Consider the following 22,672-nt stretch of genomic DNA (forward strand, 5'->3'; position numbering starts at 1 on the left):
GCCAGCCCTGCCGCCGGCTCCGTGAGGAGGAAAGGCCTTGAAAGACCTGCTGAATCTGTTGAAAAACCAGGGTCAACTCGAAGAGTTCGACGCCATCCGTATCGGTCTGGCGTCGCCCGAGATGATCCGTTCCTGGTCCTTCGGTGAAGTGAAGAAGCCGGAGACCATCAATTACCGTACCTTCAAGCCCGAGCGGGATGGCCTGTTCTGCGCCAAGATCTTCGGCCCGGTGAAGGACTACGAGTGCCTGTGCGGCAAGTACAAGCGCCTCAAGCACCGCGGTGTGATCTGCGAGAAGTGCGGCGTGGAAGTGGCGCTGGCCAAGGTGCGCCGCGAGCGCATGGGCCACATCGAGCTGGCCTCGCCGGTCGCCCACATCTGGTTCCTCAAGTCGCTGCCGTCCCGTATTGGCCTGCTGCTGGACATGACCCTGCGTGATATCGAGCGCGTGCTCTATTTCGAGAGCTACGTGGTCATCGAGCCGGGCATGACGCCGCTGGAGAAGGGTCAACTGCTCAACGACGAGCAGTACTTCGAAGCACTCGAGGAGCATGGTGACGATTTCGAAGCCAAGATGGGTGCCGAGGCGGTGTTTGCACTGCTGGCCGGTATCGATCTGGAGCACGAGATCGAGCGCCTGCGTGAAGAGATTCCGCAGACCAACTCCGAGACCAAGATCAAGAAGCTGTCCAAGCGTCTGAAGCTTATGGAAGCCTTCCAGGGCTCCGGCAACAAGCCGGAGTGGATGGTGCTGACCGTGCTGCCGGTGCTGCCGCCGGACCTGCGTCCGCTGGTGCCGCTGGATGGTGGCCGCTTTGCGACTTCGGATCTCAACGATCTGTACCGCCGCGTCATCAACCGTAACAACCGCCTCAAGCGCCTGCTCGACCTCGCTGCACCGGACATCATCGTCCGCAACGAGAAGCGCATGCTGCAGGAAGCGGTGGATGCCCTGCTGGACAACGGCCGTCGCGGCCGCGCCATCACCGGCTCCAACAAGCGCCCGCTGAAGTCCCTGGCCGACATGATCAAGGGCAAGCAGGGCCGCTTCCGTCAGAACCTGCTCGGCAAGCGCGTCGACTACTCCGGCCGTTCGGTGATCACCGTCGGTCCGACCCTGCGTCTGCATCAGTGCGGCCTGCCGAAGAAGATGGCACTCGAGCTGTTCAAGCCGTTCATCTTCGGCAAGCTGGAAGCGCGTGGCATGGCCACCACCATCAAGGCGGCCAAGAAGATGGTCGAGCGCGAGCTGCCCGAGGTCTGGGACGTGCTCGCCGAGGTGATCCGCGAACATCCCGTGCTGCTCAACCGTGCGCCGACCCTGCACCGTCTGGGCATCCAGGCGTTCGAGCCGGTACTGATTGAAGGTAAGGCGATCCAGCTGCACCCGCTGGTGTGTGCTGCGTACAACGCCGACTTCGACGGTGACCAGATGGCCGTGCACGTGCCGCTGACGCTGGAGGCCCAGCTGGAAGCGCGCGCACTGATGATGTCGACCAACAACGTGCTGTCGCCGGCCAACGGCGAGCCGATCATTGTGCCGTCCCAGGACGTGGTACTGGGTCTGTACTACATGACCCGCGAGGCGATTAACGCCAAGGGCGAAGGCCGTGTGTTCGCCGACCTGCAGGAAGTCGACCGCGTGTTCCGCGCCGGTGAAGTCGCCCTGCATGCCCGCGTCAAGGTGCGCATCAACGAAACCGTCAAGCAGAAAGACGGCTCGCTGGTGCACAACACCCGCATCGTCGATACCACCATCGGCCGTGCGCTGCTGTTCCAGATCGTACCGGCTGGCCTGTCGTTCGATGTGGTCAACCAGTCGATGAAGAAGAAAGCCATTTCCCGCCTGATCAACCAGTGCTACCGCACGGTCGGTCTCAAGGATACGGTGATCTTCGCCGACCAGCTGATGTACACCGGCTTTGCCTTCTCGACCCTTTCTGGGGTGTCGATCGGCGTCAACGACTTCGTCATCCCGGATGAGAAGGCGCTGATCATCGATGCGGCCACCACTGAAGTGAAGGAAATCGAGACCCAGTACGCCTCCGGTCTGGTTACCCAGGGCGAGAAGTACAACAAGGTCATCGACCTGTGGTCCAAGGCCAACGAGAAGCTCTCCAAGGCGATGATGGACAACCTCTCCAAGGAGAAGGTGGTCGATCGCCAGGGCAATCTGGTCGAGCAGGAGTCCTTCAACTCCATGTACATGATGGCCGACTCCGGTGCACGGGGTTCGGCGGCGCAGATTCGTCAGCTGGCAGGTATGCGCGGCCTGATGGCCAAGCCGGATGGCTCGATCATTGAGACGCCGATCACCGCGAACTTCCGTGAAGGCCTGAACGTACTGCAGTACTTCATCTCCACTCACGGTGCCCGTAAGGGTCTGGCGGATACCGCACTGAAGACCGCGAACTCCGGTTACCTGACTCGTCGCCTGGTCGACGTGGCTCAGGATCTGGTGGTGACCGAGATCGATTGCGGCACCGAACATGGCCTGCTGATGACCCCGCACATCGAAGGCGGCGACATCGTCGAACCGCTCGGTGAGCGCGTGCTCGGCCGTGTGGTGGCCCGTGATGTCTGCAAGCCGGGTACCGATGAAGTGATCGTGCCGGCTGGCACCCTGATTGACGAGCAGTGGGTCGAGTTCCTCGAGCTCAACAGCGTCGATGAGGTGATCGTTCGCTCGCCGATTACTTGCGAAACCCGTTATGGCATCTGTGCCAAGTGCTACGGCCGCGATCTGGCCCGTGGCCATCAGGTCAACATTGGTGAGGCGGTCGGCGTCATTGCGGCCCAGTCGATTGGTGAGCCGGGTACCCAGCTGACCATGCGGACCTTCCACATCGGGGGTGCGGCAAGCCGGAGCGCGGCTCAGGACAGTATTCAGGTCAAGAACGGCGGCATCATTCGCCTGCATAACCTCAAGCACGTCGAGCGTGCCGATGGCGCGCTGGTCGCGGTATCGCGTTCGGGTGAGCTGGCGGTGGCGGATGACTTCGGCCGCGAGCGTGAGCGTTACAAGCTGACCTACGGTACCGTCATCTCCGTCAAGGAAGGTGATCGTGTCGAGGCCGGTGCCATCGTGGCCAAGTGGGACCCGCACACGCACCCGATCATCACCGAGATGGCCGGTACCGTGACCTTCGTTGGTATGGAGGAGGGGATCACCATCCGTACTCAGGCCGACGAGCTGACCGGTCTGACCAGTATCGAGGTGATGGATCCCAACGAGCGTCCGGCGGCTGGTCGCGAGATCCGTCCGGCGGTCAAGCTGGTCGATGCCAATGGCAAGGAGCTGCTGCTGCCGGGTACCGATGTACCGGCCCAGTACTTCCTGCCGGCCAAGACCCTGCTCAGCCTCTCCAACGGTGCCCAGGTGGGTGTGGGTGATGTGATCGCCCGTATCCCGCAGGAAACCTCGAAGACCCGTGACATCACTGGTGGTCTGCCGCGCGTGGCCGACCTCTTCGAGGCGCGTCGTCCGAAGGAGCCGTCGATCCTTGCAGAGGTCAGCGGTACCATCAGCTTCGGCAAGGAGACCAAGGGCAAGCGCCGTCTGGTCATTACCCCGACGGATGGCAGCGATCCGTATGAGGAGCTGATTCCGAAGTGGCGTCACCTCAACGTCTTCGAAGGCGAACAGGTGAACCGTGGTGAAGTGATCTCTGACGGTCCGAGCAACCCGCACGACATCCTGCGTCTGCTGGGTGTCAGTGCGCTGGCCAAGTACATCGTCAACGAGATTCAGGACGTGTACCGCCTGCAGGGTGTGAAGATCAACGACAAGCACATCGAGACCATCCTGCGGCAGATGCTGCGCAAGATCGAGATCAGCGAGTCGGGCGATTCGAGCTTCATCAAGGGCGACCAGGCCGAGCTGACCCAGGTGCTGGAAGAGAACGAGAAGCTGGCAGCCGAGGACAAGTTCCCGGCCAAGTACGAGCGTGTACTGCTGGGGATCACCAAGGCCTCGCTGTCCACCGAGTCGTTCATTTCTGCCGCCTCCTTCCAGGAGACCACCCGCGTCCTTACCGAGGCGGCCGTCACTGGCAAGCGCGATTACCTGCGCGGCCTGAAGGAGAACGTGGTAGTGGGTCGTCTGATCCCGGCCGGTACCGGTTTGGCCTATCACAGCGAGCGCAAGCGCAAGCGTGATGCCGAGAAGCCGCAACGTGTCAGCGCCAGTGAGGTTGAAGCCGCACTGAGCGAAGCGCTGAACTTCGGCGAGAGCAACTGAGAGCCTGCCCCGGGAGCCTGAGCTCTCGGGGTTGTCTTGACGGCTTATGTCAAGGCCTTTAGACTCTCGGACCCTTAATCTCGCGGGGCGTCTGCCTCGCGAAATTTTTGTGTCGCAAGACAATCAGTGGAGCTAGTAGATGGCAACTATCAACCAGCTGGTGCGCCAGCCGCGCAAGCGCGTCACTGAAAAGAGTGACGTGCCGGCGCTGCAGAACTGCCCCCAGCGCCGCGGTGTTTGCACCCGCGTATACACCACCACCCCGAAGAAGCCGAACTCGGCCCTGCGTAAGGTTTGCCGTGTGCGCCTGACCAACGGCTACGAAGTCGCTTCCTACATCGGTGGTGAAGGCCACAACCTCCAGGAGCACAGCGTTGTGCTGATCCGTGGCGGTCGTGTCAAGGACCTTCCGGGTGTGCGTTATCACACCGTGCGCGGTTCGCTGGATACCTCTGGCGTGAAGGATCGTAAGCAGGGTCGTTCCAAGTACGGCGCCAAGCGTCCGAAGTAATCGAATTCTTTTTGTCGAGTCGATAAGAGTAAGGTCGGGAGCATCCCGGGCTAACCTGAAGACCGTTTTGAGGGCTTATCAATGCCAAGACGTCGTGTAGCGGCCAAGCGTGAAATCCTGGCCGATCCGAAGTACGGAAGCCAGATTCTGGCCAAGTTCATGAACCACGTGATGGAAAGCGGCAAGAAGGCTGTCGCAGAGCGCATCGTTTACGGTGCCCTGGATACCGTCAAGCAGCGCAAGAACGTAGACCCCCTGGAAACCTTCGAGAAAGCACTCGACGCCATCGCTCCGCTGGTCGAAGTGAAGTCCCGCCGTGTCGGCGGTGCTACCTACCAGGTTCCGGTCGAAGTTCGTCCGTCCCGTCGTAACGCACTGGCCATGCGTTGGCTGGTAGATTACGCGCGCAAGCGTGGTGAGAAGTCCATGGCCCTGCGCCTGGCGGGCGAGCTGATCGACGCCGCCGAAGGCAAGGGCGCTGCGGTGAAGAAGCGTGAAGACGTGCACCGTATGGCCGAGGCCAACAAGGCCTTCTCGCACTACCGTTTCTAAGACTTGCGCGTCTAACCCAGCGAGGACCCAACTGTGGCCCGTACAACCCCTATTAACCGCTACCGGAACATCGGTATTTGCGCGCACGTGGATGCGGGCAAGACCACCACTACCGAGCGGGTACTGTTCTACACCGGCGTGAACCACAAGCTCGGCGAAGTGCACGACGGTGCTGCGACCACCGACTGGATGGTGCAGGAGCAGGAGCGTGGTATCACCATCACCTCCGCTGCCGTGACCACCTTCTGGAAAGGTTCGCGCGGCCAGTACGACAACTACCGCGTCAACGTGATCGATACCCCCGGTCACGTGGACTTCACCATTGAAGTAGAGCGCTCCCTGCGCGTGCTCGACGGTGCTGTCGTAGTGTTCTGCGGCACCTCCGGCGTCGAACCGCAGTCGGAAACCGTATGGCGTCAGGCCAACAAGTACGGCGTTCCGCGTATCGTCTACGTCAACAAGATGGACCGCCAGGGTGCCAACTTCCTGCGCGTGGTTGAACAGATCAAGAAGCGCCTGGGTCACACTCCGGTGCCGGTCCAGCTGGCCATCGGCGCTGAAGAGAACTTCGTTGGTCAGATCGACCTGATCAAGATGAAGGCGATTTACTGGAACGACGAAGACAAGGGCATGACCTACCGCGAGGAAGAGATTCCGGCGGAGCTGGCTGACCTGGCTGCTGAATATCGCTCGAACATGGTCGAGGCTGCTGCCGAAGCCAACGAAGAGCTGATGAACAAGTACCTCGAAGAAGGTGATCTGAGCAACGAAGAGATCAAGGCGGGCCTGCGTCAGCGCACCCTGGCTTGTGAAATCGTTCCGGCCGTCTGCGGTTCTTCGTTCAAGAACAAGGGCGTGCCGCTGGTTCTCGACGCCGTGATCGACTTCCTGCCGGCTCCGGACGAAGTGGACGCCATCAAGGGTGTTCATCCGGATGACGACGAGAAGGTCGACGAGCGCAAGTCGTCCGACGACGAGCCGTTCGCCGCTCTGGCGTTCAAGATCGCTACCGACCCCTTCGTTGGTACTCTGACCTTCGTTCGCGTCTACTCGGGCGTGCTGTCTTCCGGCGACTCGGTGATCAACTCGGTCAAGGGCAAGAAAGAGCGCGTCGGCCGTATGGTGCAGATGCACGCCAACCAGCGCGACGAAATCAAGGAAGTCCGCGCCGGCGACATCGCTGCGCTGATCGGCATGAAGGACGTCACCACCGGTGACACCCTGTGCGACCTTGAGAAGCAGATCGTCCTCGAGCGCATGGACTTCCCGGAGCCGGTGATTCACGTTGCCGTTGAGCCGAAGACCAAGGCTGATCAGGAAAAGATGGGTATCGCTCTGGGCAAGCTGGCTCAGGAAGACCCGTCGTTCCGCGTCAAGACCGACGAAGAGTCCGGTCAGACCATCATTGGTGGTATGGGTGAGCTGCACCTAGACATCATCGTTGACCGTATGAAGCGCGAGTTCAATGTTGATGCCAACATCGGCAAGCCGCAGGTGGCTTACCGTGAGACCATCTCCAAGGACAACGTCGAGATCGAAGGCAAGTTTGTCCGTCAGTCCGGTGGTCGTGGTCAGTTCGGTCACTGCTGGATCCGCTTCTCGACTCCGGACGTGGACGAGAACGGTAACATCACCGAAGGCCTGGTCTTCACCAACGAGGTTGTGGGTGGTGTGGTTCCGAAGGAATACATCCCGGCGATCCAGAAAGGTGTCGAAGAGCAGATGAAGAACGGCGTAGTGGCCGGCTATCCGCTCATCGGCCTGAAGGCAACCGTGTTTGATGGTTCCTACCACGACGTCGACTCCAACGAAATGGCGTTCAAGGTCGCTGCCTCCATGGCAACCAAGCAGCTGGCCCAGAGGGGTGGCGGCAAGGTGCTCGAGCCGATCATGAAGGTCGAGGTCGTGACTCCGGAGGACTACATGGGCGACGTGATGGGTGACCTGAACCGTCGTCGTGGCCTGATCCAGGGTATGGATGACAGCGTGTCCGGCAAGGTCATTCGCGCTGAAGTTCCGCTGGGTGAGATGTTCGGTTACGCTACCGATGTGCGTTCCATGTCTCAGGGTCGCGCAAGCTACTCCATGGAATTCTCCAAATACGCCGAAGCTCCGTCGAACATCGTCGAAGCACTGGTTAAGAAACAAGCTTGATTCAGCCCTTTTAGCAAGAGGTTCACTGTCGTGGCTAAAGAGAAATTCGAACGTAACAAACCGCACGTCAACGTCGGCACCATCGGTCACGTTGACCACGGTAAAACTACCCTGACTGCTGCGCTGACCCGCGTTTGCTCCGAAGTGTTTGGTTCCGCTCGTGTCGACTTCGACAAGATCGACTCCGCTCCGGAAGAGAAAGCTCGTGGTATCACCATCAACACCGCACACGTAGAGTACGACTCCAACGTCCGTCACTACGCGCACGTTGACTGCCCGGGCCACGCCGACTACGTCAAGAACATGATCACCGGTGCTGCCCAGATGGACGGCGCGATCCTGGTTTGCTCGGCTGCTGACGGCCCCATGCCGCAGACCCGTGAGCACATCCTGCTGTCCCGTCAGGTTGGCGTTCCTTACATCGTCGTGTTCCTGAACAAGGCTGACGTGGTTGACGACGCCGAGCTGCTGGAACTGGTCGAGATGGAAGTGCGTGACCTGTTGTCCACCTACGACTTCCCGGGCGACGACACCCCGATCATCATCGGCTCCGCGCTGATGGCTCTGAACGGTGAAGATGAGAACGGCCTGGGCACCAGCGCTGTGAAGAAGCTGGTCGAGACCCTCGACAGCTACATCCCGGAGCCGGTGCGTGCCATCGATCAGCCGTTCCTGATGCCGATCGAAGACGTGTTCTCGATCTCCGGTCGCGGCACCGTGGTAACCGGTCGTGTCGAGCGTGGTATCGTCAAGGTTCAGGAAGAAGTCGAGATCGTCGGTATTCGTCCGACCTCCAAGACTACCTGCACCGGCGTTGAGATGTTCCGCAAGCTGCTCGACGAAGGTCGTGCTGGTGAGAACGTCGGCGTGCTGCTGCGTGGTATCAAGCGTGAAGACGTCGAGCGTGGTCAGGTTCTGGCCAAGCCGGGCACCATCAAGCCGCACACCAAATTCGAAGCTGAAGTGTACGTGCTGTCCAAGGAAGAAGGTGGTCGTCACACCCCGTTCTTCAAGGGCTACCGTCCGCAGTTCTACTTCCGTACCACTGACGTGACTGGCAGCTGCGAACTGCCGGAAGGCGTCGAGATGGTGATGCCGGGTGATAACGTCAAGATGGTCGTCACCCTGATCGCTCCGATCGCCATGGAAGATGGTCTGCGCTTCGCAATCCGCGAAGGCGGTCGTACCGTTGGCGCCGGCGTGGTTGCCAAGATCGTCGAGTAATCGAGATCTGTTCCAGGAAAACCCCCGCTTGCGCGGGGGTTTTCTCGTTTACTGCCCATTGGTTGACACCCGGTGGGGGCGTCAGTACAATCGCGCCTCCTTTTACCGGGCGTAGTCCGTTCGGTGGGAATAGATAGAGTCTGAGGTCAAAATGCAAAACCAACAAATCCGTATTCGGTTGAAGGCTTTTGACCACCGCCTGATCGATCAATCCACCCAGGAAATCGTGGAAACCGCGAAACGTACTGGTGCTCAGGTCCGTGGTCCGATCCCTCTGCCGACCCGCAAGGAACGGTTTACCGTGCTGATTTCTCCGCACGTCAACAAGGATGCGCGTGATCAGTACGAAATTCGTACTCACAAGCGTGTACTCGACATCGTTCAGCCGACCGACAAGACCGTCGACGCGCTGATGAAGCTCGACCTTGCTGCTGGTGTCGAAGTCCAGATCAGCCTCGGCTGAAATCCGTAAGGATTTTGGTCGTGTAACGCTCTGAAATGGGCGGCCATAGCGGGTGAAAGCCCCGTACACTCAAGAGGTTTAAGACATGACTATTGGTGTAGTCGGTCGTAAGTGCGGCATGACCCGCATTTTCACCGAAGAAGGTGTCTCTATTCCGGTTACGGTCATTGAAGTCGAACCGAATCGTGTCACCCAGTTCAAGAATGAAGAAAGCGATGGCTATCGCGCCGTACAGGTAACTGTCGGTGAGCGTCGCGCTTCCCGTGTGACCAAGGCTCAGGCCGGTCACTTTGCCAAGGCCAACGTGGCTGCCGGTCGTACCGTTCTGGAGTTCCGCCTCGATGGCGAAGAGTTCCAGGCTGGCGATCAGCTCACTGTTGAGCAGTTCCAGGCGGGTCAACTGGTCGATGTGACTGGTCAGTCCAAGGGTAAAGGCTACGCCGGTACCATCAAGCGCTGGAACTTCCGCGGCCAAGACAACACTCACGGTAACTCCGTGTCCCACCGTGCCCCGGGCTCCATCGGCCAGTGCCAGACTCCTGGTCGAGTGTTCAAGGGCAAGAAGATGTCCGGTCATCTGGGCGCCGAGCGTGTGACTGTGCAGTCCCTAGAAGTTGTCCGTGTCGATGCCGAACGCAACCTGCTGCTGGTCAAGGGCGCTGTCCCGGGTGCCACCGGTGGTGACGTGATCGTGCGTCCGGCTGCCAAGGCTTAAGGGGAGATTCGAGAGATGCAACTGAATGTGAACGGTGCGCAGGCGATCGAAGTCTCCGAGCGCACCTTTGGTGGCGAGTTCAACGAGACCTTGGTGCACCAGGCTGTTGTTGCCTACATGGCGGGTGGTCGTCAGGGTACCCGTGCCCAGCTGACCCGCTCCGAAGTGCGTGGCGGTGGTAAGAAGCCGTGGCGCCAGAAAGGTTCGGGCCGCGCCCGTGCTGGCTCCATCCGCAGCCCCATCTGGCGCTCGGGTGGTGTGACCTTCGCAGCCAAGCCGCAGGATCACTCCCAGAAGCTCAACAAGAAGATGTACCGCGCGGCCATGCGCTCGATTCTGAGCGAGCTGGTGCGTCAGGAGCGTCTGGTTGTTGTTGCAGATTTTGCTGTTGAAGCGCCGAAGACCAAGGCTCTGGTCAGCAAGCTGGGCGGCCTGGGCCTCTCCGACGTGCTGATCGTGACTGACGCTGTCGATGAGAACCTGTACCTGGCTGCGCGCAACCTGCCGCATGTCGACGTTCGTGACGTGCAGGGCTCTGATCCGGTCAGCCTGATCGCCTACGACAAGGTGCTGGTCACCGTGTCCGCCGTGAAGAAATTCGAGGAGCTGCTGGGATGAACCAAGAACGCGTATTCAAAGTGCTGGTTGGCCCGCATATCTCCGAGAAGGCCACCACCCTTGCCGATGGCAAGAGCCAGTTCGTCTTCAAGGTTGCAACCGATGCAACCAAGCTGGAAATCAAGAAGGCCGTTGAAACCCTGTTCGGCGTGAAGGTGGAGCGTGTCAGCACCCTGAACGTCAAGGGCAAGACCAAGCGCACCGTGCGTGGTTTCGGTAAGCGCAACGACTGGAAAAAGGCTTATATCGCCCTCCAGCCGGGCCAGGACCTCGATTTCACCAGCGGCGCCGCTGAGTAAGGTAGGAGTGCACCATGGCAATCGTTAAATGCAAGCCGACTTCCGCTGGCCGCCGCTTCGTGGTCAAGGTGGTCAATGCTGACCTGCACAAGGGCGCTCCGCACGCTCCGCTGGTCGAGAAAAAGAGCAAGACCGGTGGTCGTAACAATAACGGCCGCATCACCACTCGCCACATTGGTGGTGGTCACAAGCAGCACTATCGACTGGTTGACTTCCGTCGCAATGACAAAGATGGCATCCCTGCCACTGTCGAGCGTATCGAATACGACCCAAACCGTACCGCCCACATCGCTCTGCTCAAGTATGCCGATGGTGAGCGTCGCTATATCATCGCTCCGAAGGGTGTGAGTGCTGGCGATCAGCTGGTGGCTGGTGTGCATGCACCGATCAAGGCGGGCAACTCCCTGCCACTGCGTAACATTCCGGTTGGTTCTACCATTCACGGTATCGAGCTGAAGCCAGGCAAGGGCGCTCAGATCGCGCGCTCCGCCGGTGCTTCCGTGCAGCTGGTGGCGCGTGAGGGTGCTTACGTAACCCTGCGTCTGCGCTCTGGTGAAGTACGCAAGGTGCTGGCTGAGTGCCGCGCTACCCTGGGCGAAGTGTCCAACGGTGAGCACAGCCTGCGTTCGCTGGGCAAGGCCGGTGCCAAGCGTTGGAAGGGCATCCGTCCGACCGTTCGTGGTGCTGCCATGAACCCGGTCGATCACCCGCATGGTGGTGGTGAGGGTCGTACCTCCGGTGGCCGTCATCCGGTGTCGCCGTGGGGCTTCCCGACCAAGGGCGCGAAGACCCGCACCAACAAGCGCACCGACAACATGATTGTCCGTCGCCGCAAGTAATTAGAGGGATACGACAGTGCCGCGTTCTCTGAAAAAAGGTCCGTTTATCGATCTTCACCTGATCAAGAAGATCGAAGTGGCGGTGGAAAAGAATGACCGTAAGCCGATCAAGACCTGGTCGCGTCGTTCGATGATTCTGCCGCAGATGGTCGGTCTGACCATCGCCGTGCATAACGGCCGTCAACATGTCCCGGTTCTGGTGAACGAAGACATGGTCGGTCACAAACTGGGCGAGTTTGCCGCTACCCGCACCTACCGCGGGCACGTGGCAGACAAGAAAGCCAAGCGTTAAGGGGTAAGGAAATGGAAGTAGCCGCTAAGTTGTCGGGCGCTCGCATCTCCGCCCAGAAAGCCCGCTTGGTCGCTGACCAGATTCGTGGGAAGAAAGTGGGTGATGCGCTCAATCTGCTGACCTTCAGCAGCAAGAAAGCCGCCGCGATCATCAAGAAAGTGCTGGAGTCGGCCGTGGCCAACGCTGAGCACAACGAAGGCGCTGACGTGGATGACCTGAAGGTCAGCACCGTCTTCGTCAACGAAGGGCGTTCGCTGAAGCGCATCATGCCGCGTGCCAAAGGCCGTGCTGATCGCATCGTCAAGCGGTCTTGCCATATCACTGTCAAGGTTGCGGACAAGTAACGGAGTCGATCAGATGGGTCAGAAAGTACATCCCACTGGCATTCGCCTGGGCATCGTCAAGGAGCACACCTCGGTCTGGTACGCTGACAAGCGCCAGTACGCGGACTATCTGTTCGCCGACCTGCAGGTCCGTGAATACCTCCAAGACAAACTAAAAAGCGCGTCCGTAAGCCGTATCGACATCGCTCGTCCGGCTCAGACTGCACGCATCACCATCCACACCGCCCGTCCCGGTATCGTAATCGGCAAGAAAGGTGAGGATGTTGAGAAGCTGCGTCAGGACCTGACCAAGCAGATGGGTGTGCCGGTGCACATCAACATCGAAGAGATCCGCAAGCCGGAACTCGATGCCATGCTGGTTGCACAGAGTGTGGCTCAGCAGCTGGAGCGTCGCGTAATGTTCCGTCGCGCCATGAAGCGTGCGGTGCAGAACGCCATGCGTATTGGTGCCAAGGGCATCAAGATCCAGGTGAGTGGTCGTCTGGGCGGTGCAGAAATTGCCCGTACCGAGTGGTACCGCGAAGGTCGTGTGCCCCTGCACACCCTGCGTGCCGACATCGACTACAACACCTACGAAGCGCACACTACCTACGGTGTGATCGGTGTCAAGGTTTGGATCTTCAAGGGCGAGGTCATCGGTGGCCAGCACGAAGAGCTCAAGCCTACAGCACCCGCTTCGCGCAAAAAAGCTGCTAAGTAAGAGGAGTACGCAACATGCTGCAACCCAAGCGTACGAAATTCCGCAAGCAGATGACCGGTCACAACCGTGGCCTGGCTCACCGCGGTAGCAAGGTCAGCTTCGGCGAGTTCGCCCTGAAAGCTGTCAGCCGCGGCCGTCTGACTGCGCGTCAAATCGAATCCGCACGTCGTGCCCTGACTCGCCATGTGAAGCGTGGTGGCAAGATCTGGATCCGTGTATTCCCCGATAAGCCTGTCACCAAGAAGCCCCTGGAAGTGCGTATGGGTAAAGGTAAGGGTAGCGTGGAGTACTGGGTGGCCCTGATTCAACCGGGCAAGGTCCTGTACGAGATCGAGGGTGTTTCCGAGGAGCTGGCTCGCGAGGCGTTCGCCCTGGCTGCTGCAAAGCTGCCGCTCGAGACCACCTTTGTTAAGCGGACGGTGATGTGATGAAAGCGAACGAACTTCGTGAAAAATCCGTTGAGCAGCTGAACGAGCAATTGCTCGGCCTGCTGCGCGACCAGTTCAATCTGCGCATGCAGAAAGCAACTGGCCAGTTGGGGCAGTCTCACCTGCTCTCGCAAGTGAAGCGCGATATTGCTCGCGTGAAAACTGTGCTCAACCAGCAAGCAGGTAAGTGATCATGGCTGAAGCTCAGAACACCGTCCGTACGCTGACCGGTAAAGTCGTCAGCAACAAGATGGACAAAACCATCACCGTACTGATCGAGCGTCGCGTCAAGCACCCGATCTACGGCAAATACGTGAAGCGCTCGACCAAGCTGCACGCTCACGACGAGACCAACCAGTGCCGCATGGGTGACCTGGTCACCATTCGCGAGACGCGTCCGCTGGCCAAGACCAAGGCCTGGACCCTGGTTGAAGTCGTCGAACGTGCCGTGGAAGTCTAAGGACTAAGGGTCGGAGAAAGATATGATTCAGACTCAATCCATGCTCGACGTCGCTGATAACAGCGGTGCTCGTCGCGTCATGTGCATCAAGGTGCTCGGCGGTTCGCATCGTCGTTACGCCGGCATTGGTGACATCATCAAGGTGACCGTCAAGGAAGCGATTCCGCGCGGCAAGGTCAAGAAAGGCCAGGTGATGAGCGCCGTCGTAGTGCGTACCCGTCACGGTGTGCGTCGTCCGGATGGCTCGATCATCCGCTTTGACGGTAACGCTGCGGTCCTGCTCAACAACAAGCAGGAGCCCATCGGCACCCGTATCTTTGGCCCGGTGACTCGTGAACTTCGCGGTGAGAAGTTCATGAAGATTGTCTCCCTGGCCCCCGAAGTGCTGTAAGGAGAAGCCGTCATGCAAAAGATTCGTCGTGACGACGAGGTCATCGTCATCGCCGGCAAGGACAAGGGCAAGCGCGGCAAGGTGCTGAAGGTCCTCGCTGACGACCGCCTGGTCGTAGGTGGTGTGAACCTGATCAAGCGCCATACCAAGCCGAACCCCATGCTGGGTGTTCAGGGTGGTATTGTCGAGAAGGAAGCCCCCCTGCACGTCTCCAACGTTGCCATCTTCAACCCGGAAACCAGCAAGGCTGACCGCGTTGGCTTCAAGGTCGAGGAAGGCAAGAAAATTCGTGTCTTCAAGTCGACCCAGAAGCCGGTTGGCGCTTGAGACTGCTAGGTAAAACACCATGGCACGATTGAAAGAGATTTACCGGAACGAAATCGCTCCCAAGCTGAAAGAACAGCTCCAGCTGGGTAACGTGATGGAAATTCCGCGCATCACCAAAATCACCCTGAACATGGGCCTGGGCGAAGCAATCGGTGACAAGAAGGTCATCGAGAACGCGCTCGGCGACATGGAGAAGATTGCTGGTCAAAAGCCGGTGGTCACCTATGCTCGCAAGTCCATTGCCGGTTTCAAGGTCCGCGAGGGCTGGCCGATCGGTCTCAAGGTGACCCTGCGTGGCGATCGTATGTACGAGTTCCTCGATCGTCTGCTAACTATCTCCCTGCCGCGCGTGCGTGACTTCCGCGGTCTGAGTGCCAAGTCCTTCGATGGTCGTGGCAACTACAGCATGGGTGTGAAGGAGCAGATCATCTTCCCGGAAATCGATTACGACAAGATTGATGCGCTGCGTGGCATGGACATTACCCTGACCACCACAGCCCGTAACGATGATGAAGGTCGCGCACTGCTGCGTGCTTTCAACTTCCCGTTCCGTAACTGAGTGGAGTAGGAAAATGGCCAAGACAAGCATGAAGAACCGCGAGCTGAAGCGTCAGCAGACGGTTGCCAAGTACGCCAAAAAGCGTGCCGAGCTGAAAGCCACTATTGCCAGCCCGAACTCCACTCCGGAGCAGCGCTGGGAAGCCCTGGTTGCCCTGCAAAAGCAGCCGCGTGATGCCTCGCCTTGCCGTCTGCGCAATCGTTGCCGCGTGACCGGCCGTCCGCACGGCTACTACCGCAAGTTCGGTCTGAGCCGTATCAAGCTGCGCGAAGCGGCAATGCGTGGCGACGTGCCGGGTTTGGTCAAGGCCAGCTGGTAATCGTCCGGGGGTGGCTTGTTCACTCCCTTGCGTTGTCACCAATCAAGCCCCGCAAGGGGCTTGATTCGTTTCTACCCGATCACTAGAATGTCGGGCTCGCCTGCGTCCAGCCTTCTGGTTGGCCTCAGGCATATATGGCCGAAAGGCTTTTTTTGTTTCAGGAGCATCAAGCCCATGAGTATGCAGGACCCGTTAGCGGACATGCTAACTCGTATCCGTAATGCCCAGATGGCTGAGAAGACCGTGGTTAGCATGCCGTCTTCCAAGCTGAAGGTGGCAGTAGCCAAGGTTCTCAAGGACGAAGGCTACATTGCGGATTACCAGATCAGCGGTGACGTCAAGCAACAGCTTTCCATCGAACTCAAGTATTTCGAAGGCAAGCCGGTCATCGAAGAGATCAAGCGCAGCAGCCGTCCTGGCCTGCGTCAGTACAAGGGCGTCGAGCAGCTGCCGAAAGTGCGTGGCGGTCTTGGCGTTTCCATCGTCTCCACCAACAAGGGTGTGATGACGGATCGCGCTGCTCGCGCTGCCGGTGTCGGCGGCGAAGTGCTCTGCACCGTATTCTAAGGGGGGATCAGCATGTCTCGCGTTGCTAAGAACCCCGTCAAGCTGCCCGCTGGCGTTGAAGTCAAACTGGCTGGCCAGCAGCTCTCGGTGAAGGGTGCCAAGGGCACTCTGGAGCTGAAGGTTCATCCTTCGGTTGAAGTGCTGCAGGAATCCGGTGAGCTGCGCTTTGCTGCGCGCAACGGTGACCAGCAGACTCGCGCCATGGCCGGTACTACCCGCGCCCTGGTGAACAACATGGTGGTCGGCGTCAGCCAAGGCTTCGAGCGCAAGCTGCAGCTGGTGGGTGTCGGTTATCGTGCTCAGGCTAAGGGCAATGTCCTGTCGCTGGCCCTCGGCTTCTCGCATCCGGTCGAGTATGAGCTGCCGGAAGGCATCACCGCTGAAACCCCGAGCCAGACTGATATCCTGATCAAGGGTATCGACAAGCAGGTGGTAGGTCAGGTGGCTGCCGAGATTCGCGACTTCCGTCGTCCGGAGCCGTACAAGGGCAAGGGTGTTCGTTACGCGGACGAAGTGGTCCGTCGTAAAGAAGCCAAGAAGAAGTAAGGGCATAGCAAATGAGCGACAAGAAAGTAATTCGTCTGCGTCGCGCTCGCCAGGCACGCCTGAAGATGCGCGAGCTGGAAGCCGTACGCCTTTGCGTGTACCGCTCTTCCCAGCACATGTACGCCCAGGTCATTTCGGCCGACGGCGGCAAGGTCCTGGCCAGCGCCTCGACCCTGGACAAAGAGCTGCGTGGCGACGCCACTGGCAATGTCGAAGCTGCCAAGAAGGTTGGTCTGCTGGTCGCCGAGCGTGCTAAGGCCGCTGGTGTTACCAAGGTGGCTTTCGACCGTTCTGGCTTCAAGTACCACGGTCGTGTCAAGGCACTGGCCGATGCTGCTCGTGAAGGCGGGCTGGAGTTCTAAGTTATGGCGAACAACGAGCAGAAGCGCGACGAAGGCTACATCGAGAAGCTGGTTCAGGTGAACCGTGTTGCCAAGACCGTCAAGGGTGGCCGCATTTTCACCTTCACCGCGCTGACCGTGGTGGGTGATGGCAAGGGTCGTGTTGGTTTCGGTCGCGGTAAGTCCCGCGAAGTGCCGGCCGCAATTCAGAAGGCGATGGAAGCTGCGCGCCGCAACATGATTCAGGTTGATCTGAACGGTACCACTCTGCAGTACCCGATCAAGTCCGCCCATGGCGCCTCCAAGGTGTACATGCAGCCGGCTTCGGAAGGTACTGGTGTCATTGCCGGCGGCGCCATGCGTGCTGTCCTGGAAGTGGCGGGTGTGCATAACGTTCTGGCTAAGTGCTATGGCTCCACCAATCCGGTGAACGTGGTTTACGCCACTTTCAAAGGCCTGCAGAGCATGCAATCCCCGGATTCCGTGGCGGCCAAGCGTGGCAAGAGCGTCGAGGAGATTCTCTGATCATGTCGAATGCCAAGATCAAGGTCACGCTGATCAAGAGCGTGAACGGCCGTCTGGCCAACCATAAGGCGTGCGTCAAGGGTCTCGGCCTGCGTCGCATCAACCACACTGTAGAAGTCCTGGACACCCCGGAGAACCGCGGGATGATCAACAAGGCTTACTACCTGCTGCGTGTGGAGGGTTAATCCATGCAACTGAACGATCTGCGTTCCGCGCCGGGTGCCCGTCGCGAGAAGCTGCGTCCGGGCCGTGGTATCGGTAGCGGTCTCGGCAAGACTGGCGGCCGTGGTCACAAAGGTCAGACCTCGCGTTCCGGTGGCAAGATTGCTCCGGGCTTCGAGGGTGGTCAGCAGCCGCTGCACCGTCGTCTGCCGAAGTTCGGCTTCACTTCGCTGAAAGCCATGGATCGTGCGGAAGTTCGTACCTCCGAGCTGGCCAAGGTTGAGGGTGACGTCGTTACTCTGCAGGCGCTCAAGGAAGCCAACGTCATCAACCAGAACGTGCAGCGCGTCAAAGTGATGCTGTCTGGTGCGGTCACTCGTGCAGTTACCCTCAAGGGTATTGCCGTGACCAAAGGTGCGCGTGCGGCCATCGAAGCAGCTGGCGGTAAAATCGAGGAATAAATGGCTAAGCAAGGTGCTCTCTCCGCGCTCAGCAATGGCGGGCTCTCCGAGCTCTGGGGTCGTCTGCGTTTCCTGTTCATGGCGATCATCGTCTATCGAATCGGCGCGCACATCCCGGTGCCGGGTATAAACCCGGACCGCCTGGCTGAGCTGTTCCGGCAGAATGAGGGGACCATTCTTAGCTTGTTCAACATGTTCTCAGGTGGTGCGCTCGAACGGATGAGCATCTTTGCATTGGGGATCATGCCGTACATCTCGGCATCGATCATCATGCAGCTGATGACCGCCGTCAGCCCCCACCTGGAACAGTTGAAGAAGGAAGGTGAGGCTGGCCGTCGCAAGATCAGCCAGTACACGCGCTACGGTACTTTGGTGCTGGCATTGGTACAGGCTGTCGGTATGTCCGTTGGCCTGGCGGGGCAGGGTGTTGCCTTCAGTGCCGACTTCGGCTTCCACTTCATGGCGGTCACCACCTTCGTGGCCGGTGCGATGTTCATGATGTGGCTGGGTGAGCAGATCACCGAGCGTGGTATCGGCAATGGTATTTCCATGCTGATCTTTGCCGGTATTGTGGCAGGCCTGCCTGCCGCCATTGGGCAATCGTTCGAGTCGGCTCGTCTGGGTGACATCAATATCTTTGCCCTGATTGCCATTGGTCTGCTGGCAGTTGCGATCATTGCCTTTGTGGTGTTCATCGAACGTGGTCAGCGCCGCATCGCAGTGCATTACGCCAAGCGTCAGCAGGGTCGTAAGGTATTTGCTGCGCAGACCAGCCATCTGCCGCTCAAGGTGAATATGGCGGGTGTGATTCCTGCGATATTTGCCAGCAGTATTCTGCTGTTCCCAGCTTCGCTCGGACAGTGGTTCGGGCAGAGCGAAGGCATGGGTTGGATGCAGGATATTGCACAGGCCATCGCACCGGGTCAGCCCTTGAACATTCTGCTGTTCAGTGCAGGGATCATCTTCTTCTGCTTTTTCTACACGGCACTGATGTTCAATCCGAAGGACGTGGCAGAGAATCTGAAGAAGTCTGGTGCCTTCATTCCGGGTATTCGTCCCGGTGAGCAGTCCGCACGCTATATCGATGGCGTGCTGACCCGGCTGACCGTGTTCGGTGCCCTGTACATGACGGCTGTCTGCCTGCTGCCCCAGTTCCTGGTGGTGGCGGCTAATGTGCCGTTCTACCTTGGCGGGACTTCGCTGCTGATCGTCGTGGTGGTTGTGATGGATTTCATGTCACAAGTGCAATCCCACCTCGTATCGCACCAGTACGATTCCCTGATGAAGAAAGCCAACCTGAAGGGTTATGGCGGCGGCATGCTCCGCTGATCCCCCCGTAAGGTTCGAGGAGTTGGTGATGAAAGTTCGTGCATCGGTCAAGAAGCTGTGCCGCAACTGCAAGATCATCCGTCGTGACGGTGTTGTCCGCGTGATCTGCAGCGCGGAGCCGCGCCACAAGCAGCGCCAAGGCTGAGTGTGATCTGCGAACCAACCCGACAGCTAGTGCGCTGTCGGGTTGATTATTTGTTTCTACAGCGATAACATCCTGCGCCCTTTCTTGGCTTCCGGGGCGCGGATAGCTGTCACTTGGAGTTTTCTGAATGGCCCGTATTGCAGGCGTCAACATTCCGGATAACAAACACACTGTTATCTCGCTGACCTACATCTATGGTGTCGGTCGCACTACTGCACAGAGCATCTGTGCTGCTACCGGTGTAAACCCGGCAGCGAAAATCAAGGATCTCTCTGACGAGCAGATCGAACAGCTGCGCGCTGAAGTGGGCAAGCTCACCACCGAAGGTGACCTGCGCCGCGAAATCAACATGAACATCAAGCGCCTGATGGACCTCGGCTGCTACCGCGGCCTGCGTCACCGTCGTGGCCTGCCGGTTCATGGTCAGCGCACCAAGACCAACGCCCGTACCCGTAAGGGTCCGCGTAAGCCGATCCGCAAGTAATCGCATCCGCGAATCGACAGGAATCTAGTCATGGCAAAACCTGCTGCTCGTCCTCGTAAGAAAGTCAAAAAGACAGTGGTTGATGGCATCGCCCACATCCATGCGTCTTTCAACAACACCATCGTGACCATCACCGACCGTCAGGGCAACGCTCTGTCTTGGGCGACCTCGGGTGGTTCCGGTTTCCGCGGCTCGCGTAAGAGCACTCCGTTCGCTGCCCAGGTGGCTGCTGAGCGTGCCGGTCAGGCTGCTCTGGAGTACGGTCTCAAGAACCTCGACGTCAACGTCAAGGGGCCGGGTCCGGGTCGTGAATCCGCTGTGCGTGCTCTGAACGCCTGCGGTTATAAGATTGCCAGCATCACCGACGTGACGCCGATCCCGCATAACGGGTGCCGTCCGCCGAAGAAGCGTCGCGTGTAATAGGAGACAGTGAAGAATGGCTCGTTACATTGGTCCGAAATGCAAACTGTCCCGTCGCGAAGGCACTGATCTGTTCCTGAAGAGCGGCGCTCGCGCTCTGGAATCCAAGTGCAATATCGAATCGGCCCCGGGTATCCATGGTCAGCGCCGTGGTCGCCTGTCCGAGTACGGTACCCAGCTGCGTGAAAAGCAGAAAGTCCGCCGCATCTACGGTGTACTGGAGCGTCAGTTCAGCGGTTATTACAAGGAAGCTACCCGTCGCAAGGGTTCTACCGGCGAAAATCTGCTGCAGCTGCTCGAGTGCCGTCTGGATAACGTCGTTTACCGCATGGGCTTTGGCGCTACTCGTGCCGAAGCACGCCAGCTGGTTTCCCACAAAGCCATCACCGTCAATGGCCAGACCGTAAACATCCCGTCCTTCCAGGTGAAGGCTGGTGATGTGGTTGCCATCCGCGAGAAGGCCAAGAACCAGCTGCGCATCGCTCAGGCTCTCGAGCTGAGTGGTCAGCGTGGTCGCGTTGAGTGGGTGGAAGTCGATGCCGAGAAGAAGTCCGGCGTGTTCAAGAGCGTGCCGGCTCGCAGCGACCTGTCTGCTGACATCAACGAAAACCTGATTGTCGAGCTCTACTCCAAGTAAGAGCTAGAAAATAGGTGCATCCATGCAGAGTTCGGTAAATGAGTTTCTGACCCCTCGTCATATTGACGTTCAGGTGGTCAGCCCGACCCGCGCCAAGATCACGCTCGAGCCTCTCGAGCGCGGTTTTGGTCACACACTGGGCAACGCGCTGCGTCGCATCCTGTTGTCCTCCATGCCTGGCTGCGCAGTGGTTGAGGCTGAAATCGATGGCGTACTTCATGAGTACAGTGCCATCGAGGGCGTGCAGGAAGATGTCATCGAGATCCTGCTCAACCTGAAAGGCCTGGCCGTCAAACTGCACGGTCGTGATGAAGTGACGCTGACCCTGGCGAAGAAGGGCCCGGGTGTGGTGACCGCTGCCGATATTCAGCTGGATCACGATGTCGAGATCGTCAACGGTGATCACGTGATCGCCCACCTGGCAGACAATGGCGCACTGAACATGCGCCTGAAGATTGCCCGTGGTCGTGGTTACGAGCCGGCTGATGCCCGTCAGAATGACGAGGATGAAAGCCGCTCGATCGGTCGCCTCCAGCTCGATGCTTCGTTCAGTCCGGTGCGTCGTCTTGCCTACGTGGTCGAAAGCGCCCGCGTCGAGCAGCGTACCAACCTGGACAAGCTGGTCCTCGATCTGGAAACCAATGGCACCCTCGATCCCGAAGAGGCTATTCGCCGTGCCGCGACCATCCTGCAGCAGCAGCTGGCCGCGTTCGTCGATCTCAAGGGTGATAGCGCTCCGGTGGTGGAAGAGCAGGAAGACGAGATCGATCCGATCCTGCTGCGCCCCGTCGATGATCTGGAACTGACCGTGCGTTCGGCCAACTGCTTGAAGGCAGAGAACATCTACTACATCGGTGACCTGATCCAGCGCACCGAAGTGGAGCTGCTCAAGACGCCGAACCTAGGCAAGAAGTCCCTGACCGAAATCAAGGACGTCCTCGCCTCCCGTGGTCTTTCCCTCGGCATGCGCCTGGACAACTGGCCGCCGGCAAGTCTCAAGAAAGACGACAAGGCCACTGCCTGATCGTCACGATCACCGAACTCTAGGTTTGGTAAGGAATTTCAATCATGCGTCATCGTAAAAGTGGCCGTCATCTGAGCCGCACCAGCGCCCACCGCAAGGCCATGTTCCAGAACATGGCGGTGTCGCTGTTCGAACACGAGCTGATCAAGACCACCCTGCCCAAGGCGAAAGAGCTGCGTCGCGTTGCCGAGCCGCTGATCACCCTGGCCAAGGAAGACAGCGTTGCCAACCGTCGTCTGGCTTTCGATCGCACCCGCTCCAAGGCGGCCGTCGGCAAGCTGTTCAACGAGCTGGGTAAGCGTTACGCCAACCGTCCGGGTGGCTACCTGCGTATTCTCAAGTGCGGTTTCCGCGCGGGTGACAATGCGCCCATGGCTTACGTTGAGCTGGTCGACCGTCCGGTCGGTGCGGCTGGCGAAGCGGCTGCCGAGTAATTTCGGCGGTCATAAAAAACCGGGCCTTTTGCCCGGTTTTTTTGTGCCTGGATGTTTGATAGGTGTGTCGCTATCTGCAGTGCGCCGTAACCGTCCGCCGAACCCATCTCCTCACGCCATCCAGATCGCGGCATGGTGTCCACCTGTTTTTTGGTGGACACC

At 59.2% G+C, this 22,672-nt stretch carries 33 protein-coding genes; all 33 read left to right on the forward strand.

Annotation, left to right across the window (positions count from 1 at the left end):
- Positions 1-37 precede the first annotated feature (37 nt).
- The 33 genes from rpoC (at position 38) to rplQ (ending at position 22,510) form a co-directional block, all read left to right on the forward strand.
- Entirely contained in the window at positions 38-4,240 is a 4,203-nt protein-coding gene (gene rpoC / locus MXC11_RS10380; protein WP_250010129.1) for a DNA-directed RNA polymerase subunit beta', read from the forward strand.
- 139 nt (positions 4,241-4,379) lie between these two features.
- On the forward strand, positions 4,380-4,751 hold the full coding sequence (gene rpsL / locus MXC11_RS10385) for a 30S ribosomal protein S12 (RefSeq protein ID WP_090213017.1): 372 nt from the start codon (positions 4,380-4,382) through the stop codon (positions 4,749-4,751).
- Positions 4,752-4,832: 81 nt separating this feature from the next.
- The gene (gene rpsG, locus MXC11_RS10390; protein ID WP_090213018.1) at positions 4,833-5,303 is read left to right on the forward strand and encodes a 30S ribosomal protein S7; all 471 of its coding nucleotides are present in this window, start codon (positions 4,833-4,835) and stop codon (positions 5,301-5,303) included.
- Positions 5,304-5,336: 33 nt separating this feature from the next.
- Positions 5,337-7,457, forward strand: a complete 2,121-nt coding sequence (gene fusA, locus MXC11_RS10395) for an elongation factor G (protein WP_250010130.1) — start codon at positions 5,337-5,339, stop codon at positions 7,455-7,457.
- Positions 7,458-7,487: 30 nt separating this feature from the next.
- On the forward strand, positions 7,488-8,681 hold the full coding sequence (gene tuf, locus MXC11_RS10400) for an elongation factor Tu (RefSeq protein WP_250010131.1): 1,194 nt from the start codon (positions 7,488-7,490) through the stop codon (positions 8,679-8,681).
- Between the two features lie 151 nt (positions 8,682-8,832).
- Positions 8,833-9,144 (forward strand): 30S ribosomal protein S10, encoded by a 312-nt coding sequence (gene rpsJ / locus MXC11_RS10405; protein ID WP_003103876.1) that lies wholly within the window; start codon positions 8,833-8,835, stop codon positions 9,142-9,144.
- 85 nt (positions 9,145-9,229) lie between these two features.
- Positions 9,230-9,859: a 50S ribosomal protein L3 gene (gene rplC / locus MXC11_RS10410; RefSeq protein ID WP_250010132.1), complete on the forward strand. Its 630-nt coding sequence runs from the start codon at positions 9,230-9,232 to the stop codon at positions 9,857-9,859.
- A 15-nt stretch (positions 9,860-9,874) separates the two neighbouring features.
- Entirely contained in the window at positions 9,875-10,477 is a 603-nt protein-coding gene (gene rplD, locus MXC11_RS10415) for a 50S ribosomal protein L4 (protein ID WP_250010133.1), read from the forward strand.
- On the forward strand, positions 10,474-10,776 hold the full coding sequence (rplW, locus tag MXC11_RS10420) for a 50S ribosomal protein L23 (RefSeq protein ID WP_090350212.1): 303 nt from the start codon (positions 10,474-10,476) through the stop codon (positions 10,774-10,776). Before rplD ends, rplW begins: the two co-directional genes overlap by 4 nt.
- A 14-nt stretch (positions 10,777-10,790) precedes the next feature.
- Complete coding sequence (gene rplB, locus MXC11_RS10425; protein WP_250010134.1) at positions 10,791-11,615, forward strand: 50S ribosomal protein L2; 825 nt, start codon at positions 10,791-10,793, stop codon at positions 11,613-11,615.
- A 16-nt stretch (positions 11,616-11,631) separates the two neighbouring features.
- Positions 11,632-11,907, forward strand: a complete 276-nt coding sequence (rpsS, locus tag MXC11_RS10430; protein ID WP_090213031.1) for a 30S ribosomal protein S19 — start codon at positions 11,632-11,634, stop codon at positions 11,905-11,907.
- Positions 11,908-11,918: 11 nt separating this feature from the next.
- Complete coding sequence (rplV, locus tag MXC11_RS10435) at positions 11,919-12,251, forward strand: 50S ribosomal protein L22 (RefSeq protein WP_250010135.1); 333 nt, start codon at positions 11,919-11,921, stop codon at positions 12,249-12,251.
- Between the two features lie 13 nt (positions 12,252-12,264).
- The gene (gene rpsC / locus MXC11_RS10440) at positions 12,265-12,951 is read left to right on the forward strand and encodes a 30S ribosomal protein S3 (RefSeq protein ID WP_250010136.1); all 687 of its coding nucleotides are present in this window, start codon (positions 12,265-12,267) and stop codon (positions 12,949-12,951) included.
- A gap of 14 nt (positions 12,952-12,965) precedes the next feature.
- Entirely contained in the window at positions 12,966-13,379 is a 414-nt protein-coding gene (rplP, locus tag MXC11_RS10445; protein ID WP_250010137.1) for a 50S ribosomal protein L16, read from the forward strand.
- Complete coding sequence (gene rpmC / locus MXC11_RS10450; protein ID WP_003093720.1) at positions 13,379-13,570, forward strand: 50S ribosomal protein L29; 192 nt, start codon at positions 13,379-13,381, stop codon at positions 13,568-13,570. Before rplP ends, rpmC begins: the two co-directional genes overlap by 1 nt.
- 2 nt (positions 13,571-13,572) lie before the next feature.
- Entirely contained in the window at positions 13,573-13,839 is a 267-nt protein-coding gene (gene rpsQ, locus MXC11_RS10455) for a 30S ribosomal protein S17 (protein ID WP_250010138.1), read from the forward strand.
- Positions 13,840-13,861: 22 nt separating this feature from the next.
- The gene (rplN, locus tag MXC11_RS10460) at positions 13,862-14,230 is read left to right on the forward strand and encodes a 50S ribosomal protein L14 (protein WP_090350193.1); all 369 of its coding nucleotides are present in this window, start codon (positions 13,862-13,864) and stop codon (positions 14,228-14,230) included.
- 12 nt (positions 14,231-14,242) lie between these two features.
- Positions 14,243-14,557, forward strand: coding sequence for a 50S ribosomal protein L24 (gene rplX / locus MXC11_RS10465; protein WP_250010139.1), 315 nt, complete (start codon positions 14,243-14,245; stop codon positions 14,555-14,557).
- Positions 14,558-14,576: 19 nt separating this feature from the next.
- Positions 14,577-15,116, forward strand: coding sequence for a 50S ribosomal protein L5 (gene rplE, locus MXC11_RS10470; RefSeq protein WP_250010140.1), 540 nt, complete (start codon positions 14,577-14,579; stop codon positions 15,114-15,116).
- A 13-nt stretch (positions 15,117-15,129) separates the two neighbouring features.
- The gene (rpsN, locus tag MXC11_RS10475) at positions 15,130-15,435 is read left to right on the forward strand and encodes a 30S ribosomal protein S14 (RefSeq protein ID WP_250010141.1); all 306 of its coding nucleotides are present in this window, start codon (positions 15,130-15,132) and stop codon (positions 15,433-15,435) included.
- A gap of 174 nt (positions 15,436-15,609) precedes the next feature.
- A complete protein-coding gene (gene rpsH, locus MXC11_RS10480; protein ID WP_250010142.1) occupies positions 15,610-16,002 on the forward strand; it encodes a 30S ribosomal protein S8 in 393 nt (130 codons plus the stop codon).
- 12 nt (positions 16,003-16,014) lie between these two features.
- Complete coding sequence (gene rplF, locus MXC11_RS10485; RefSeq protein ID WP_250010143.1) at positions 16,015-16,548, forward strand: 50S ribosomal protein L6; 534 nt, start codon at positions 16,015-16,017, stop codon at positions 16,546-16,548.
- An 11-nt stretch (positions 16,549-16,559) separates the two neighbouring features.
- Positions 16,560-16,910: a 50S ribosomal protein L18 gene (gene rplR, locus MXC11_RS10490; protein ID WP_250010144.1), complete on the forward strand. Its 351-nt coding sequence runs from the start codon at positions 16,560-16,562 to the stop codon at positions 16,908-16,910.
- Between the two features lie 3 nt (positions 16,911-16,913).
- Positions 16,914-17,414, forward strand: a complete 501-nt coding sequence (rpsE, locus tag MXC11_RS10495; RefSeq protein ID WP_250010145.1) for a 30S ribosomal protein S5 — start codon at positions 16,914-16,916, stop codon at positions 17,412-17,414.
- Positions 17,415-17,416: 2 nt separating this feature from the next.
- Entirely contained in the window at positions 17,417-17,599 is a 183-nt protein-coding gene (gene rpmD / locus MXC11_RS10500) for a 50S ribosomal protein L30 (protein WP_090213051.1), read from the forward strand.
- A 3-nt stretch (positions 17,600-17,602) separates the two neighbouring features.
- On the forward strand, positions 17,603-18,037 hold the full coding sequence (gene rplO / locus MXC11_RS10505; protein ID WP_250010146.1) for a 50S ribosomal protein L15: 435 nt from the start codon (positions 17,603-17,605) through the stop codon (positions 18,035-18,037).
- Entirely contained in the window at positions 18,038-19,366 is a 1,329-nt protein-coding gene (secY, locus tag MXC11_RS10510; RefSeq protein WP_250010147.1) for a preprotein translocase subunit SecY, read from the forward strand. It abuts the gene before it with no gap.
- A gap of 28 nt (positions 19,367-19,394) precedes the next feature.
- The gene (gene rpmJ / locus MXC11_RS10515; protein WP_003281814.1) at positions 19,395-19,511 is read left to right on the forward strand and encodes a 50S ribosomal protein L36; all 117 of its coding nucleotides are present in this window, start codon (positions 19,395-19,397) and stop codon (positions 19,509-19,511) included.
- Positions 19,512-19,638: 127 nt separating this feature from the next.
- Positions 19,639-19,995, forward strand: coding sequence for a 30S ribosomal protein S13 (gene rpsM / locus MXC11_RS10520; RefSeq protein ID WP_250010148.1), 357 nt, complete (start codon positions 19,639-19,641; stop codon positions 19,993-19,995).
- Positions 19,996-20,025: 30 nt separating this feature from the next.
- Positions 20,026-20,415: a 30S ribosomal protein S11 gene (rpsK, locus tag MXC11_RS10525; RefSeq protein ID WP_003093689.1), complete on the forward strand. Its 390-nt coding sequence runs from the start codon at positions 20,026-20,028 to the stop codon at positions 20,413-20,415.
- A gap of 16 nt (positions 20,416-20,431) precedes the next feature.
- On the forward strand, positions 20,432-21,052 hold the full coding sequence (gene rpsD / locus MXC11_RS10530) for a 30S ribosomal protein S4 (protein WP_250010149.1): 621 nt from the start codon (positions 20,432-20,434) through the stop codon (positions 21,050-21,052).
- A gap of 22 nt (positions 21,053-21,074) precedes the next feature.
- The gene (locus MXC11_RS10535; protein ID WP_250010150.1) at positions 21,075-22,076 is read left to right on the forward strand and encodes a DNA-directed RNA polymerase subunit alpha; all 1,002 of its coding nucleotides are present in this window, start codon (positions 21,075-21,077) and stop codon (positions 22,074-22,076) included.
- Between the two features lie 44 nt (positions 22,077-22,120).
- Positions 22,121-22,510 (forward strand): 50S ribosomal protein L17, encoded by a 390-nt coding sequence (rplQ, locus tag MXC11_RS10540; RefSeq protein ID WP_250010151.1) that lies wholly within the window; start codon positions 22,121-22,123, stop codon positions 22,508-22,510.
- Positions 22,511-22,672 lie beyond the last annotated feature (162 nt).

The organism is Pseudomonas eutrophicaquae, from assembly GCF_023544715.1.
Taxonomy (GTDB): domain Bacteria; phylum Pseudomonadota; class Gammaproteobacteria; order Pseudomonadales; family Pseudomonadaceae; genus Geopseudomonas.